Here is a 15,672-nt window from a genome sequence, read left to right as displayed (position 1 = left end):
GGCCCACGGCCGCTGCAGCGTGGCCCTGACTTGGCTGCTGGCTTGGAGCGTCGGTGTGTCTTGCGCCCAACCCGCGCAGTGGTCCTTGCGCAGCAGCCCCATGCTGCAAGAGAAACTCTCTGAACGACAGCGCTCAGAAGGGGCGGTTTTTGTCAAAGGGGCGCAGATCACCGCACGTCCCGACATGGATTTGGTGGTGCAGGGCGAGAGCAGCATCCGTCGCCCCGGCCTGGCTTTGCGCGCAGATCGTTTGCACTACGATCAAACGCAAGACGTGGTGGATGCCCAAGGCCAAGTGCGCGTGAGCACCACCACCAGCGTGTTCTCAGGCCCGCACCTGACACTCAAAGTGGACAGTTTTCAAGGGCGCTTTGACAAGCCAGAATTCGAACTGTATGCCAGCGGGGGTTACGGTCAAGCCAGCGAAGTGGAGTTTGTGGACAAGCAAAGAACGATCGTGCGCCAAGCGAAGTACACGACCTGCCGCAAAACACCTGGCCCTGAATGGTTGCCCGAGTGGCTGCTCAAAGCCACCCAGCTGACCATTGACGAAGAAGAATCGAGCATCCTGGCGCAAGGCGTTCAGTTGCGCTTTCACGATGTGGCCATCTTTGCAGCACCCTCGATCAGCTTGCCCCTGACCCATGAGCGCAAATCCGGCTTTCTACCGCCCTTGTTCAGTGTGGACACGATCAATGGCATTGAAGTGGCACAGCCTTATTACTTTGACATCGCCCCCCATCGCGATGCGACGGTGACCACCCACGTCATGAGCCAGCGCGGCATCGCCGCAGACACCGAGTTTCGTTACATGGAGCGCGACTACAACGGTCAGGTCCGCCTGAACTGGATGCCATCTGACAAGTTGCGCGATGAGCGCCGTTGGGGTTTGACCAGCCAGCACAACGGCGGCATCGAGACCGGCCTGGACAACGTCGGGCGCATTGGACTGGGACTGACCCTGAACCGGGTCAGCGACAACAACTACTGGCGAGATTTCCCGCGTTCGGGCTCGGCGTTGACCCAACGCATCCTGCCCTCCACAGGTGTCCTGTCCTGGGGGCGCGGTGACTTCATCATGAACGCCCAAGTGCAGCGCTGGCAAAATTTGCAAGACGCCGCGCCGCCTTATGACAGGGCCCCACAGATCACCCTGCGCTACGGCCAGTGGCAAGCGAATGGACTCGACTGGTCGGTGGTGGGTGACACCACCCGCTTTGAGGCCGACTTCTCACGCATCACCCACACAGAGCCACCGCGCAACGGTGAGCGCAGTTTCGTGCAAGCCCAAGTCAGCCGCCCCTGGATTCGGCCTTGGGGCTTCATGACCCCCAAACTGCAACTGCACGCCACGCGCTACCAGATGGACAGGGCCCTCGACAACGGCGCCACGGCGGTCAACCGTGTCTTGCCCACCTTCAGCTTGGACACCGGGCTGGTGTTCGAGCGCGAGACCCGCTGGTTCGGTCGCGACGTGCTGCAAACCCTCGAACCCCGGGCCTTTTATGCCCGCACACCATACAAAGACCAAAGTCTCCTGCCGGTTTACGACAGCGGTGCCACCGACTTCAACCTGTCCACCATTTACAGCGAAAACACCTATGTGGGCCATGACCGCTTGGTGGACAACGACGCCCTGACCCTGGGCGTGAGCAGCCGGTTTTTTGATGTGCTCAGTGGCGCCGAAATGCTCAAGGTCGGTGTGGCACAGCGCATCCGATTTTCTGACCAACGGGTGGTTTTGCCGGAGCAAACGGGCAGCAGCTCTGGCCTGAGCGACATTTTGTTCGGTGCGGCTGTCCGCTGGGACGACCGCTGGTCACTCGATGCCACCGTGCAAGCCAACAACCAAACGCACGACATCGCCCGCACCACCTTACAGGGACGCTACAGCCGCGGCGCATACCGCGTGATCAACGCCGCTTACCGTGCCAACCACCAAGCCACGCCCCAGTCAGAGTTTGTGGAAGTGGGCTGGCAATGGCCCTTGAGCGATTGGGTCGGCCAAACCGACCGGGCAACCGAAAGCGCTTGGTCGCGAACACCCGGCCAAGGCCTGGGACCCGACCGCTGGTACTCGGTCGGCCGACTCAACTACAGCCTGAAAGAAGGCAGCCTCGTGGACACCCTGGTTGGCCTGGAATACGATGCAGGTTGCTGGTTGGGCCGGATCGCCTTTGAAAGGCTCCAAACCAACAACTCCAACATCGTCATCAACAACGGTGCCAGCTCAACCAGCCGGATCCTGTTTCAACTGGAGTTCATAGGCCTTGCACGCGTCGGCGTGAGCCCCTTGAAGAGCCTCAGCGACAACATTCCACGCTACCAATACCTGCGCGACAGCCAGGTCCAACCCAGCCGATTCCAGCACTATGAATAAATTGTCATCCCCTGTTTGCGCCCTGTTTTGGAACACGCTGTGGGCGGGTATGGGCTTGCTCAGCATGCACACGGCCATGGCTCAAAACAGCGCCACGACGGCGACTGCGGCGCCAGTGCGCCAAGCCGACTTCATCGTGGCCGTGGTCAATTCAGAACCAATCACCAACCGTGAAGTGCACGTGTTGCGCCAACGCTTGGCCAACGAAGCGTCCGCGCGTGGCGGCAACCGTCCGACGGACGCGGAATTGACCCGCACGGCCGTCGAACAACTCATCAATGAAAAAGCACAACTGCAACTGGCCCGAGAAACAGGCATCAAGATTGAGAACGAAGCTGTTGAGCAGGCCGAACTGAACGTGGCCAGCAGCAACCAGCTCTCGCGCGAGGACATGCACAAGCGGCTGGCACAAGAGGGCATTTCGGTCAGCGCTTTTCGCGAACAATTGCGCACTCAACTGACCCTCACCCGTTTGCGCGAGCGTGAAATTGAAGGCCGTGTCCGTATCGGTGAATTGGAGGTTGAGCAATTTCTGAGTGAACAGCTCAAAGCCCAAGCCGCGCAAGTGCCCACGCAATTGAATTTGGGCATGGTGCTGATTGCGGTGCCCGACAACAGCAGCGAATCTGCCATCAATGCCTTGGGTGAACGCGCCGCCGATGTGGCACGCCGCGCCCAAGCGGGTGAGAGCTTTGCGGAGTTGGCCAAAGCCTTTTCTCAAACACCGGACCGGGGCGCCAATGGTGGCGAAATGGGCTTGCGCCCTGCCGATCGCTACCCCGAACTGTTTTTAGAGGCCACACGCAAGCTCAAGGCCGGTGAAGTGGCTGCGCCCGTGCGCTCGGCCGCTGGCTTTCATATCCTCAAAGTGCTGGAGCGCCAGCAAGTCACCACCTTGCTGGTGACCCAAACCCGTGCTCGCCATATTTTGCTGCGCCCCACGGCACAACTGTCGCAAGCCCAGGCGGTGGCCAAATTGACCGAGATTCGGCAAGCGGTGGTGTCCGGTCAAGCTGATTTCGCAGCGCTGGCTCGGGAGATGTCACAAGACGGCAGCGCCCAGCAAGGCGGCGATCTGGGCTGGGCCAACCCCGGCATGTTTGTGCCTGAATTCGAGCAGGTCATGAACCGACTGCGGCCCGGCCAAGTGGCTGAACCGTTGGTCTCACGCTTTGGTGTGCACCTGATCGAGGTGACCGATCGCCGCAATGCCCCCATGAGCGATCAAGAGCAACGCACATTGGCGCGCAGCGCCCTGCGCGAGAAAAAGCTCGACGAAGCTTATGCCTCTTGGGTAGAGGACATCCGTGGGCGTGCTTACGTTGAGATGCGCGAGCCACCACAATGAAACACATCGCTCGCAAACGATTCGGTCAGCATTTCTTGACCGACGGCGGCATCATCGATGCCATCGTGGACGCTATCCACCCCGAAGCCAGGCAAGCCATGGTCGAAATCGGCCCGGGTCTGGCCGCCCTGACACAGCCCTTGGTGGAACGCTTGGGCCACCTGACGGTGATCGAGTTGGACCGCGATTTGGCGGTGCGCCTGCGCGAACACCCCCATCTGTCGGTGGTCGAGTCGGATGTGCTCAAAGTCGACTTCAGGGCCTTGGCGCAGCACATGCAGGCCCCCAGCGCGGGGGCAGCCTCACCCAAAATCCGGGTGGTTGGTAACCTGCCCTACAACATCTCAACCCCCATCTTGTTCCATTTGCTGGCGCAAGTGGATGTGATCGAAGACCAGCACTTCATGCTGCAAAAAGAAGTGATCGACCGCATGGTGGCCCAACCCAGCACCTCCGATTACAGCCGCCTGTCGGTCATGCTGCAGTGGCGCTACGACATGGCCAATGTGCTGTTCGTGCCGCCCGAAAGCTTTGATCCACCGCCTCGCGTGGACAGTGCGGTGGTGCGCATGGTGCCACTGGCCCAGCCCCCCCAAGTCAATGTCAAAACCTTAGAGACCTTGGTGCAGGTGGCATTCAGCCAGCGACGCAAGATTTTGCGCAACACCCTGGGCAAATGGCTGGATGAACAAGGTTTTGGCGGCACCTTCGACTTGCAGCGCCGCGCCGAAGAAGTACCAGTGGCCGAGTTTGTGGCTTTGGCACAAGCCGTCTAAACGGCATCTCATCCCCTCGTCCCGGGCAGCGCCAACGAAAAAGCCCGTCTTGGACGGGCTTTTTGAGAACTGCCGCAGGAGCGGCAGCCCAGGTGATCAGGCTGCGGCGAGCCAATAACCTGCGTTGAATGGGCTGCTCATGCGCAGCGCCAAAGGGGAGACGTCCACCAGTTTGTCGGTGGGCATTTTTTCCCCTTCTTCGACCGATTCGGCCACCACGGCCTCGGTTGTTTGTGCCTCAATCGCCCGTCCTGCTTGGCTGTTTTGCGCAGAACGGGCTACAGAAAAGAATAGAAGCATCGGAAGGGTATCTTCCTGTCTCCCCAGTAATCGGCGGTGTCACGGAAGATGTCCAGCAATTGCTCGCGGGCTTCCTTGTCAAATTTAACGTGAGCCGGAATTTGCTCCAGCACCACGATGAAACCGGGCTGTGGGCCAGACTTGTGCAAAGGGTCGGTCATGCAGTCGTACAGGGCATCAAAATTTTTGCCAAAGTGCGACGGCAGCGTGAATTGGGCACCAATCAGGTCCAGCACATCTTGTTTGCTTTGGGCTTCGGCCAAATTGGCGTACAAAAAGTGGTGGCCCAGGCCTTGGGCGGCCTCTTGCAAGTCGCTCACGCGGTAAGCGCGAATCGACTGCACGATGTTGGACCTCACGCCCTTCAGGGGCGTCTCTTGGTCTTGACGAATCGGCATGTCCATCTCCGTGGTCTTTCTCTAAAATCAACAATCAAGGCTTGACGACAATCATGCGAAAACTCGCGTAATGGTCACTCGTGTAGTAACAGGCCTGCGGCTTTCGAGGGGCTTGCCCACCACAAACGATGCGCCGCGCTCCGCGATGCTTGATACCGGGTGTTCTGACGGTGTATTCACGGTAAAACCCCCGCATCGCGCGGGGCAGAAGTCGCTCGCGGTTGCCAAAAACTGTCCCGTCCTTTTCATAAGGAAAAGGACCTCCTTGATGGATGAGTTGGTAAGTTTCTTGGCCTTCACGCGGCAAGTCTGACACCCACACCGTGGGCGCATCTTGTGCATCGGCAGCTGGACGGGCTTGCACCACAAGCGTGCAAATTGACAGAAACAGCCCCAAAAACACCGTCAGCCAGCGTCGCGGGGCAGCCATGGATCCAGCCACCTTCATGAAAACACCTTTCAGAAGCCTCCGGGTTAACCCGAAAACTCGAAGGCGCTAGTGTGAGGCAATCCCGTCAAAAAAGCAAGCGAATGCCCAAAAAACAAGCAGGACTTGTCGGGGCAATCACCACTTAAGTGAGCACACGCTCTGGTTTAAAGCCTTACCGAGCAGCATTCGCATCGGCCACAGTGAGCGCCGTCATGTTCACAATTCGGCGCACCGTGGTGCTGGGCGTCAAAATGTGCACCGGCTTGGCGGCACCCAGCAAAACCGGCCCCACAGCGATGTTGCCCCCCGCCGCAGTTTTGAGCAAGTTGTAGGCAATGTTGGCCGCATCAATGTTTGGCAAAACCAGCAAATTCGCGTCCCCGATCAAGCTGGAGTTGGGCATGATGACCTGGCGTGCGGCGTGGTCCAAAGCCACATCGCCATGCATTTCGCCATCCACCTCCAGCCACGGCGCGTTTTGGCGCAACAGGGCCAAGACGTCGCGCATTTTGATGGCGCTGGGCTCGTTGGAAGAACCGAAGTTGGAATGGGACAACAAGGCGGCTTTGGGCTGGATACCAAAACGGCGCATTTCTTCGGCGGCCATGACGGTGAACTCCGCCAATTGTGCGGCTGTCGGGTCGTAGTTGACGTGGGTGTCCACCATGAACACTTGACGCCCGGGCAGCATCAAGCCGTTCATGCAGGCGAAGGTGTTGACGCCAGCGCGCTTGCCCACCACCTGGTCGATGTAGTTCAAGTGCATGGGGTTGGTGCCCCAAGTGCCACAAATCATGCCGTCCACGTCGCCTTTGTGCAGCAACATGGCACCGATGAGCGACAAACGACGGCGCATTTCAATTTTGGCGATTTGTTGGGTGATGCCCTTGCGCTCGGTCATGCGGTGGTAAGTCTGCCAAAAATCGCGGTAGCGGTCGTCCTGCTCCACGTTGACCACGTCGTAGTCCAGCTCTTGTCTCAATCGCAGGCCGAATTTTTCAATGCGCTCGGCGATCACCGCCGGACGGCCAATCAAGGTGGGACGGGCAATGCCCTCGTCCACCACGATCTGGGAAGCACGCAACACGCGCTCTTCTTCACCCTCGCTGTACGCAATGCGTTTTTTCAGCGCGCGCTTGGCTGCCGTGAAGATCGGCTTCATCATGGTGCCCGAGGCGTACACAAAGCCTTGCAGGCGTTCCCGGTAAGCATCCATGTCGGCAATGGGGCGCGAAGCCACACCGCTCTCGGCTGCGGCCTGGGCCACAGCCGGGGCGATTTTCATCATCAGCCGCGGATCAAAGGGCTTGGGGATGAGGTATTCAGGACCAAAAGCCAGGGGCTCGCCCACATAGGCTGCCGCCACCACTTCGCTTTGCTCGGCTTGGGCCAGCTCAGCGATCGCGTGCACCGCCGCGATTTCCATCTCCAATGTGATGGTGGTCGCGCCGCAATCCAAAGCACCCCGGAAAATGTAAGGGAAGCACAGGACGTTGTTGACCTGGTTGGGGTAATCGGTGCGGCCTGTGGCCATGATCGCGTCATCGCGTACGGCTTTGACGTCTTCGGGGTTGATTTCAGGGTTGGGGTTGGCCAGCGCAAAGATCAGGGGCTTGGGGCCCATGGACTGCACCATGTCTTGCTTGAGTACGCCCCCGGCCGACAAGCCCAGGAACACGTCCGCCCCGGCAATCACTTCGCGCAGTGTGCGGTGCTCGGTTTTTTGCACAAACTGGATCTTGTCCTCGTCCATCAACTCGGTGCGGCCTTCGTAGACCACGCCGGCCAAGTCGGTGACCCAGATGTTTTCGCGGGGAATGCCCAGCTTGACCAACAACCCCAAACAAGCCAAAGCTGCTGCGCCTGCGCCGGATGTGACCAGCTTGATCTTCTTGGGGTCTTTGCCCACGATTTTCAAACCGTTGAGGATCGCCGCGCCCACCACGATGGCAGTGCCGTGCTGGTCGTCGTGAAAGACCGGGATCTTCATGCGCTCGCGCAATTTGCGCTCGATGTAGAAGCAATCCGGTGCCTTGATGTCTTCGAGGTTGATGCCGCCAAAGGTGGGTTCGAGCGAAGCAATGATCTCGACCAATTTGTCCGGGTCTTTTTCGTTGATCTCGATGTCGAACACGTCGATGCCCGAGAACTTCTTGAACAACACGCCTTTGCCTTCCATGACCGGCTTGCTGGCCAGCGGGCCAATGTCACCCAGCCCGAGCACGGCGGTGCCATTGGTCACCACGCCCACCAAGTTGCCTCGGCTGGTGTATTTGAATGCGTTGGCGGGGTCTTTGACAATTTCTTCGCAGGGTGCAGCCACGCCAGGCGAATAGGCCAAGGCCAGGTCGTGCTGGTTGACCAGCTGCTTGGTGGGGGCGATGGCGATTTTGCCGGGCGTGGGGAACTGGTGGTACTCCAGGGCGGCTTTGCGCAGTTGGGCGCGTTTTTCTTCGGCTTGGGCTTTGTTTGTCATTGTTGTGCTCCGTTGTAGGAAAGTGCCCTGTGGCCGCTGGGCTTTAGCAATGGGGCTGAAATGGAAAAGAATGTGTCAACTTGGAAAAATGACAGATCCACGTCAGTTTCATTGTAGACGCGGGATGACCGAGATTTGGCGATGACAATGGCCGCAACAAGTGAGTTGGCTTTTGACTTTTTTGCACAAATCTGGCGCTTCAGCGCAGATGTTTCCAGGCTTTGTGCTGCAAAGCCTCGCTGACGCGGGTGGAGCGCGGTCCTGCCAGAACTTGGCAAGTCGCCCCGGCTTGCAAAGCCCCGGCTTGCTCGACCGCCAGATAAAAACCGCAACGACCGCTGTGCACCATGTCTTTGGCGGCCAGGGCGTAAGCCATGACCGCATTGAATTTGCCACAGGGCTCGCGCGGCTGGGTCACCCGAAAAACCACCTCGCCAAAGTCCAGACGATCACCAATGAAGAGTTCATGCTCAAGCAGTCCTTGCAAACTCAAGTTCTCACCCAAAGAGCCAGGGGCCAAGGTTTCTTCAAACATCGTCGCACCACGGGATTGCCGCTGTGCTTGCCACCAAGCCAAGTGCTCTGAAGGCAGGGCATAGACGGCTTTGCTCAAGCCGCCATGCACCGACAAATCGGCTTGCTCATCACCCGCCAGGCCCAGCACCCCGACCTCGATGGGTCCAGACACGGTGGTTTTGCCAATGGCCGACACCAGCTTGCGCCCCCCCACCATCAGGGGGCGAACCTTGCCCGTTTGGATAGCGAGCAGCGTGCCCAACACAGCGGGCCGCAAAGACGGCTGCAGAGAGGGTTGCATGGGCCTTTCAGCCGCGCATCAAGGCTTCGATCTCGTCGGCCTTGACCGGCACGCCGCGTGTGATCAGCTCGCACCCCGAGGCGGTCACGATGGCATCGTCCTCGATGCGGATGCCGATGTTGTGAAATTGATCGGGCACACCGGGTGCAGGGCGCACATACAGGCCTGGCTCGATGGTCAGCACCATGCCCGGCTGCAGGATGCGGCTGGGGCGGTCTTTGATGAGTTCGCCGCTCAGCGGGTCCCGGCGCTCACTGACCTGGCCCAGCTGCGAGGGCTCCACATAGCTGCCGCAGTCGTGCACATCCATGCCCAACCAGTGGCCGGTGCGGTGCATGTAAAACTGGAAATAGCTGCGGTTGGCGATCACGTCTTGCGCGTTGCCCACCTTGTTTTTGTCCAGCAAGCCCACATCGAGCAAGCCCTGCGCCAACACGGCCACCGTGGCCTCGTGCGGGTCCACAAAACGGGCACCGGCTTTGGTGGCCGCCACGGCTGCGTCTTGAGAGGCCAGCACCAGGTCGTACAAAGCGCGTTGCGGGCCGGTGAATGTGCCATTGGCGGGGAATGTGCGGGTGATGTCGCTGGCGTAGCCATCCAACTCGCACCCTGCGTCGATCAGCACCAGATCGCCGTCTTGGATCAAGGCCGTGTCGGCACGGTAGTGCAGCACACAGGCGTTGGCACCGCCCGCCACGATCGAGCCGTAAGCCGGGTACTGCGAGCCGCTTTGCCGGAACTCGTGCAACAACTCCGCGTCAAGGTGGTATTCGCGCACCTCTTGGCCCGCACGCAGCATGGCGGCGCTGCGGTGCATGGCGCGGATGTGGGCACGGGCACTGATGGCGCTGGCGCGACGCATGATGTCCTGCTCGTGCGCGTCTTTCACCAGCCGCATCTCATCGAGCAAGCTGCACAGGTCGCGCTGCTGCTCGGGGCACAAGGCGCCGTAGCGCACGCGCGCACGCACCGACTGCAGCCAGCCGTTCACCAAACTCTCTAGGCCCGTGTGGATGGCAAAGGGATACCAAACAGTGCTGCGGTTTTCCAGCAGCTTGGGCATGTACGCGGCCATCTCGCCGATGGGCAAAGCACGGTGCACGCCCAAAGCCGCAGGAGCGGCCTCAGGCCCTAGGCGGATGCCGTCCCAGATTTCACGCTCGACGTCTTTGGGCTGGCAAAACAGCGTGCATTCGCCCTCGGCTGTGATCACCAAACTGGCATGCGGCTCGGTGAAGCCGGTCAGGTAATAAAAGTAACTGTCATGCCGGTAGAGGTAATCGCTGTCGCGGTTGCGCGGCCGCTCAGGCGCGGTGGGGATGATGGCGATCCCGCCTGCGCCCAGTTGGGCAGCGAGGCGGGCACGGCGTTGGGCATAGAGGGGGTTCGAGGTCATTTGCACATTGTAGGAGGGCGCCTCTGCGGCCGAATGCCTGTGCGCCCCTAGACCCATGCGCGAGCAGGGGCTCGCGCCCAGGAAAGACGATGCGTTCAAAAGACTCAGCCGTGATTGAGCTGCGCCAGCCGTTCGGGCGTGCCCACATCGGTCCAGTCGCCCGCATACACCGCACCCGTCACCTGCCCACGGTCCATCGCCACACGCAGCAAAGGGGCCAGCGCCAGCGCGGTGCCCTGGGGGTTGCCCGCAGGCACACCGCAATCGGCAAAAAAGGCTTTTTTGTAGAGCGCGATGGTGCTGAAGGTGTGACGGCGTCCTGCCGCACCTTGGGGCAGGTTCAGCACCTGGCCTTCGGCCGACAAGCCAAAGTCACCGCCCGGGTTGTGCGCCGGATTGGGCACCAGCCACAGGTGCGCCAATGCAGGGCTGTCGACAAAGCGTTCAACGGCCTGGGCCGTGAACACGAAATCGGGGGCAAACACATCGCCGGCCACCACCCAAAACACCTCGGCCAAGCCGGGCAGGGCGCGAACAATGCCCCCTGCGGTTTCCAGTGCCCGGCCAAAGTCCTGGCCTTCGTGGGAGTAACTGATCTGCACCTCGGGCAAGCCGGGCCAGTTGGCGCGCTCGCCAAAGTGCGCTGGAATTTGCTCGCCCAACCAGGCGGTGTTGACCAATTGGTGGGTGAAGCCACCCCGCGCCAGGGCTTGCATGGGCCACTGCATGAGCGGCATGCCGCGCACACCCAGCATGGGTTTGGGGGTGGTGTCGGTCAGAGGGCGCATGCGCTCACCGCGTCCAGCAGCAAGGACCATGGCTTGCGCGGGGGCAAGAACGACAGACAAAGGGATCGGAGTGTTTGGCATCGACATGGTGGGATGTTGCCATGTTTTGAGGCGCTCACGGGACAGGAAAAGCCCACTGGGCCGTCCTAAACTGTTGTGCAAACACCCAACGCTCTAACACCCATGACCCGACCACAGCCCGCCGTCATTGCGGCCGCAAAAAATGCGTCTGAACGCATGGCCGATCGCCACACGCCTTTTGTCATGAACGATTGGTATGTGGCCGCTTTTGCCGAGGAGATCAAGGACCAGTTGTTGGCCCGCACCTTGCTCGGGCGACGGCTTGTTTTGTACAGAACCAGCGCGGGGCACGTGGTGGCGCTCGAAGACCGCTGCCCGCACCGCTCCATGCCGCTGTCGGCAGGCACCCTGACCCAAGACACCATCGTGTGTGGCTACCACGGCCTGCGCTTCAACGCCGAAGGCGACTGCATCGAGGTGCCCTCACAAGCGAGCTGCCCGAAAAACATCGGTATCCGGGCTTACCGCACGCATGAACGCGGCGCCGTGGTCTGGATTTGGATGGGCGAAGCTGCACAAGCGGACCTGTCTCAACTGCCACCACAAGACTGGATGGACAGCGCCGAGTGGGAGCGGTCGCAGGGCTATTTGAGCCTGCAAGGCAGCTATGTCCGGCTGCACGAAAACCTGCTGGATCTGACCCATTTGAGTTTCTTGCACGCCAAAAGTTTTGGCACCCCCGATTACGCCAAAGCCGCATTTGAGAGTGTGATTGGCGATGGACAATTTGCTTTGCTGCGCAAGGTGGTGCCCACCACCTTGCCCCCCGTGTGGGCCAGGCCAACAGGCCTGACGGGGCCAGGCCAAGCCGCACGCATCGTGCGTTCTGAATTTCTCAGCCCGGGGCTGCACGAGGTGTCGGTGACTTTCTACGATTGCCATCTGCCCGACAGCGAACGCCCACAATTTCGCATCCGCACCGCGCACATGCCCACCCCTGAAACAGCCACCAGCACCCATTATTTCATTGTGCACGGACGCGACTTTGCCTTGGGCGACCCAAGCACCACCCGCTTCATGCACGAGCAGTTGTTTGTGGCTTTCCAAGAAGATGTTGATGGCTTGGCGCTGCAGGAGCAAGCCTTGGCCCAAACCCGGCCCGAAGACCTGTATGAGTTTTCTGTGGCGGCCGATGCCCCCGCCGTGGCCATGCGCCGTTATCTGCTGGCCCGGCAACGCCAAGAAGCTCAGGACTGAAGCAGGCTTTGTGGTGCGCCATCGTGGTGCCCAAGACCTCACCGGACACCCGCTAAAATCACGGGTTTTCCCGAACTCAACACCGGAGCTGCCCCCATGGCCAATACACAACACATGGCGAACGCCATCCGCGCCCTCGCAATGGACGCCGTACAACAAGCCAACTCCGGTCACCCCGGTGCGCCCATGGGCATGGCCGACATGGCCGTGGCGCTGTGGGGCGATCACCTGCAACACAACCCGGCCAACCCGCACTGGGCCAACCGTGACCGCTTTGTGCTGTCCAACGGCCACGGCTCCATGTTGATTTACTCGGTGCTGCACCTGACAGGCTACAAGCTGTCGATCGATGACCTGAAGAACTTCCGCACCCTGCACAGCAAAACCGCAGGCCACCCCGAAGTGGGCGTGACCCCCGGCGTGGAGACCACCACCGGCCCGCTGGGCCAAGGCATCACCAACGCCGTGGGCATGGCCCTGGCCGAGAAGATGCTGGCCGCCGAATTCAACCAAGAAGGCCACGCCATCGTCAACCACCACACCTACGTGTTTTTGGGGGACGGTTGCCTGATGGAAGGCATCAGCCACGAAGCCGTGGCCCTGGCCGGTGCCTGGAAGCTGAACAAACTGATTGCCCTGTACGACGACAACGGCATCTCGATCGACGGCCAGGTCGCGCCTTGGTTCATCGACAACACGCCCCAGCGCTTTGCCGCCTGCGGCTGGAATGTGATCGACGCCGTGGACGGCCACGATGCCGCTGCCGTGTCTGCCGCCATTGCCAGTGCCAAACACAGCGCCGACAAGCCCACCCTGATCGTCTGCAAGACCGCCATCGGCAAGGGCTCCCCCAACCGCGCAGGCACCTCCAAAGCCCACGGCGAGCCTTTGGGCGCTGAAGAAATCAAGCTCACCCGGGAAGCCCTGGGCTGGACGGCTGAGCCGTTCAAGATCCCCAAGGAAGTCTATGCCGATTGGGACGCGAAAGTCGCTGGCAAAGCCGCTGAAGCCGCTTGGAACACCGCTTTTGCCGCTTACAAAGCCGCCTTCCCTGCTCAAGCCAAAGAATTCGTGCGCCGCATGAAGGGCGCCTTGCCCAAGAACTTCAACCAAGTCGCGTTTGACGCCGTGGTTGCCGCCCACACCAAAGGCGAGACCGTGGCCAGCCGCAAGGCCAGCCAATTGGCGCTGGAAGCGTTCACGGCCGCCCTGCCTGAAATGCTCGGCGGCTCAGCCGACCTGACCGGCTCGAACCTGACCAACACCAAGAGCACCCCCGCTTTCCGCGTGGACTTGGCCGGTGACGTGGTCAAGACCGAAGACGGCAAAATCGGCCGCCACATCAACTACGGCGTGCGCGAATTCGGCATGGCCGCCATCATGAACGGCGTGGCCCTGCACGGCGGCTACATCCCCTACGGCGGCACCTTCCTCACCTTCTCGGATTACTCGCGCAATGCCATCCGCATGGCCGCGCTGATGAAGCAGCGCGTGATCCACGTCTTCACCCACGACTCGATTGGCCTGGGCGAAGACGGCCCGACCCACCAGTCCATCGAGCATGCCGCCAGCCTGCGTCTGATTCCGGGCCTGGACGTGTGGCGTCCTGCCGACACCGCCGAAACCACCGTGGCCTGGGCCGTGGCCCTGCAAAACGCCAACCGCCCATCGGCACTGCTGCTCAGCCGCCAAAATCTGACTTACTCGCCCAAGAGCGATCTGGGCGACATCAGCCGCGGCGCTTACGTGCTGGCAGAGCCCAGCGAAGTGGGCATGAAAAAGACCCACGGCGTGATCATCGCCACCGGCTCTGAAGTGCAACTGGCCCTGGCCGCGCAAAAACTGTTGGCCGAGCGCCAAATTGGTGTGCGCGTGGTCTCCATGCCCAGCACCAACGTGTTTGACCGACAGGACACCGAATACAAACAAAGCGTGTTGCCCAAAGGCCTGCCCCGCGTGGCGGTTGAAATGGGCTCCACCGACGGGTGGTGGAAATACGGCTGCGCTGCCGTGGTCGGCATCGACACTTACGGTGAGTCGGCGCCAGCGCCCGTGCTGTTCAAACATTTTGGCTTCACCGCCGAGAACGTGGCCGACACGGTCCACGCTGCGCTGCTCAAGGCCTGAAACGCGTCTGGCAGCCACTGACCGGATAGGCCGCTTCAGCGCCCACGGGCGCTGAAGTCATGTCCAAGGGATCAGGCTCACGCAAGGGTCTTGGTTTCCAATCCGGTTACGTAACGGTTTCGTAACTTTCTCCTGAGGCTCTCACCATGACCATCAAGTTGGGTATCAACGGATTCGGCCGCATTGGCCGCTTGGCCCTGCGCGCCGCGCTCAAGCACGGCTACAACGACATCCAGATCGTCGGCATCAACGATCCCAAGCCCTCTGATTATCTGGCCTACATGCTCAAGTACGACAGTGTGCATGGCCGCTTTGATGGCACGGTGGACTTCACCGAAGACTCGCTGATTGTCAACGGCAAAAAAATCAAGCTCTCGCACGAACGCGACGCCCACCACCTGCGCTGGGGGGAGATGGGCGTGCACACCGTGCTCGAATGCACCGGCCACTACCTGACCGAGCCCACCAGCCAAATGCACATCGTCGCCGGTGCCAAAAAAGTCGTGATCTCTGCCCCGTCCAAAGACAGCATCCCGATGTTTGTCTACGGCGTGAACCACAAAAAGTACGCGGGCGAAGCCATCGTGTCGAATGCGTCATGCACCACCAACTGCCTGGCTCCCGTGGTCAAGGTGCTCAACGACAAGTGGGGCATCAAGCGCGGCCTGATGACCACGGTGCATGCGGCCACCGCCAGCCAAATGACGGTGGACGGCTCGTCGCGCAAAGACTGGCGCGGTGGCCGCGGCATCTTGGAAAACATCATCCCCAGCAGCACGGGCGCGGCCAAGGCGGTGGGCGTGGTGATCCCTGAAATCAAGGGCAAGATCACCGGCATGGCCTTCCGCGTGCCCACCTCCGACGTGTCGGTGATTGACCTGACCGTCGAACTCAACAGCGACGCCAGCTACGCCGACATCTGCGCCGAAATGAAAGCGCAAAGCGAGGGCACCCTGAAAGGCATTCTGGGTTACACCGACGAAAAAGTGGTCTCTACAGACTTCCGTGGCGAGTCCTGCGCCAGCGTGTTCGACGCGACGGCCGGTATTGCCTTGGACAAGCGCTTCGTCAAGATCGTCGCTTGGTACGACAACGAATGGGGCTACGCCAAGCAGTGCCTGGAGATGGTGCGGGTGGTGGCCAAGAAGAAGTGATCTG

At 60.7% G+C, this 15,672-nt stretch carries 13 protein-coding genes; 6 read left to right on the top strand and 7 right to left on the bottom strand.

Annotated features, from left to right (window positions below):
- Positions 1-19: 19 nt before the first annotated feature.
- The 3 genes from ACHEXK_RS15315 to rsmA are packed head-to-tail and all read left to right on the top strand — an operon-like array spanning position 20 to position 4,504.
- On the top strand, positions 20-2,380 hold the full coding sequence (locus ACHEXK_RS15315) for an LPS-assembly protein LptD (protein ID WP_416547167.1): 2,361 nt from the start codon (positions 20-22) through the stop codon (positions 2,378-2,380).
- Positions 2,373-3,728: a peptidylprolyl isomerase gene (locus ACHEXK_RS15310; RefSeq protein ID WP_416547166.1), complete on the top strand. Its 1,356-nt coding sequence runs from the start codon at positions 2,373-2,375 to the stop codon at positions 3,726-3,728. The genes ACHEXK_RS15315 and ACHEXK_RS15310 overlap by 8 nt, the downstream gene beginning before the upstream one ends.
- Positions 3,725-4,504 carry a 16S rRNA (adenine(1518)-N(6)/adenine(1519)-N(6))-dimethyltransferase RsmA gene (gene rsmA, locus ACHEXK_RS15305; RefSeq protein WP_416547165.1) on the top strand — a complete coding sequence of 260 codons (780 nt, stop codon included), beginning with the start codon at positions 3,725-3,727 and terminating at the stop codon, positions 4,502-4,504. The genes ACHEXK_RS15310 and rsmA overlap by 4 nt, the downstream gene beginning before the upstream one ends.
- A 96-nt stretch (positions 4,505-4,600) precedes the next feature.
- On the opposite strand, the gene ACHEXK_RS15300 is transcribed toward rsmA, so the two are convergent.
- The 7 genes from ACHEXK_RS15300 to ACHEXK_RS15270 all read right to left on the bottom strand — a co-directional run bounded on the left by ACHEXK_RS15300 (position 4,601) and on the right by ACHEXK_RS15270 (position 11,139).
- Entirely contained in the window at positions 4,601-4,804 is a 204-nt protein-coding gene (locus ACHEXK_RS15300; RefSeq protein ID WP_416547164.1) for a hypothetical protein, read from the bottom strand.
- On the bottom strand, positions 4,783-5,208 hold the full coding sequence (locus ACHEXK_RS15295) for a barstar family protein (RefSeq protein ID WP_416547163.1): 426 nt from the start codon (positions 5,206-5,208) through the stop codon (positions 4,783-4,785). Before ACHEXK_RS15295 ends, ACHEXK_RS15300 begins: the two co-directional genes overlap by 22 nt.
- Before the next feature lie 28 nt (positions 5,209-5,236).
- Entirely contained in the window at positions 5,237-5,632 is a 396-nt protein-coding gene (locus ACHEXK_RS15290; protein WP_416547162.1) for a ribonuclease domain-containing protein, read from the bottom strand.
- A 172-nt stretch (positions 5,633-5,804) separates the two neighbouring features.
- Positions 5,805-8,108, bottom strand: a complete 2,304-nt coding sequence (locus ACHEXK_RS15285) for an NADP-dependent malic enzyme (RefSeq protein WP_416547161.1) — start codon at positions 8,106-8,108, stop codon at positions 5,805-5,807.
- A 199-nt stretch (positions 8,109-8,307) separates the two neighbouring features.
- Positions 8,308-8,925 carry an MOSC domain-containing protein gene (locus tag ACHEXK_RS15280; protein WP_416547160.1) on the bottom strand — a complete coding sequence of 206 codons (618 nt, stop codon included), beginning with the start codon at positions 8,923-8,925 and terminating at the stop codon, positions 8,308-8,310.
- Positions 8,926-8,932: 7 nt separating this feature from the next.
- The gene (locus ACHEXK_RS15275; RefSeq protein WP_416547159.1) at positions 8,933-10,321 is read right to left on the bottom strand and encodes an aminopeptidase P N-terminal domain-containing protein; all 1,389 of its coding nucleotides are present in this window, start codon (positions 10,319-10,321) and stop codon (positions 8,933-8,935) included.
- A 104-nt stretch (positions 10,322-10,425) separates the two neighbouring features.
- A complete protein-coding gene (locus ACHEXK_RS15270) occupies positions 10,426-11,139 on the bottom strand; it encodes a nucleotidyltransferase family protein (protein WP_416547158.1) in 714 nt (237 codons plus the stop codon).
- Positions 11,140-11,292: 153 nt separating this feature from the next.
- On the opposite strand from ACHEXK_RS15270, the gene ACHEXK_RS15265 reads away from it, so the two are divergent.
- The 3 genes from ACHEXK_RS15265 to gap all read left to right on the top strand — a co-directional run bounded on the left by ACHEXK_RS15265 (position 11,293) and on the right by gap (position 15,668).
- The gene (locus tag ACHEXK_RS15265; protein WP_416547157.1) at positions 11,293-12,387 is read left to right on the top strand and encodes a Rieske 2Fe-2S domain-containing protein; all 1,095 of its coding nucleotides are present in this window, start codon (positions 11,293-11,295) and stop codon (positions 12,385-12,387) included.
- A gap of 96 nt (positions 12,388-12,483) precedes the next feature.
- The gene (tkt, locus tag ACHEXK_RS15260) at positions 12,484-14,514 is read left to right on the top strand and encodes a transketolase (RefSeq protein ID WP_416547156.1); all 2,031 of its coding nucleotides are present in this window, start codon (positions 12,484-12,486) and stop codon (positions 14,512-14,514) included.
- 146 nt (positions 14,515-14,660) lie between these two features.
- On the top strand, positions 14,661-15,668 hold the full coding sequence (gene gap / locus ACHEXK_RS15255) for a type I glyceraldehyde-3-phosphate dehydrogenase (protein ID WP_416547155.1): 1,008 nt from the start codon (positions 14,661-14,663) through the stop codon (positions 15,666-15,668).
- The last annotated feature ends 4 nt before the right edge of the window (positions 15,669-15,672 follow it).

Source organism: Limnohabitans sp. DCL3, assembly GCF_048019295.1.
Classification (GTDB): domain Bacteria; phylum Pseudomonadota; class Gammaproteobacteria; order Burkholderiales; family Burkholderiaceae_C; genus Limnohabitans_A.
This window is presented reverse-complemented; position numbering and strand designations above follow the sequence as displayed.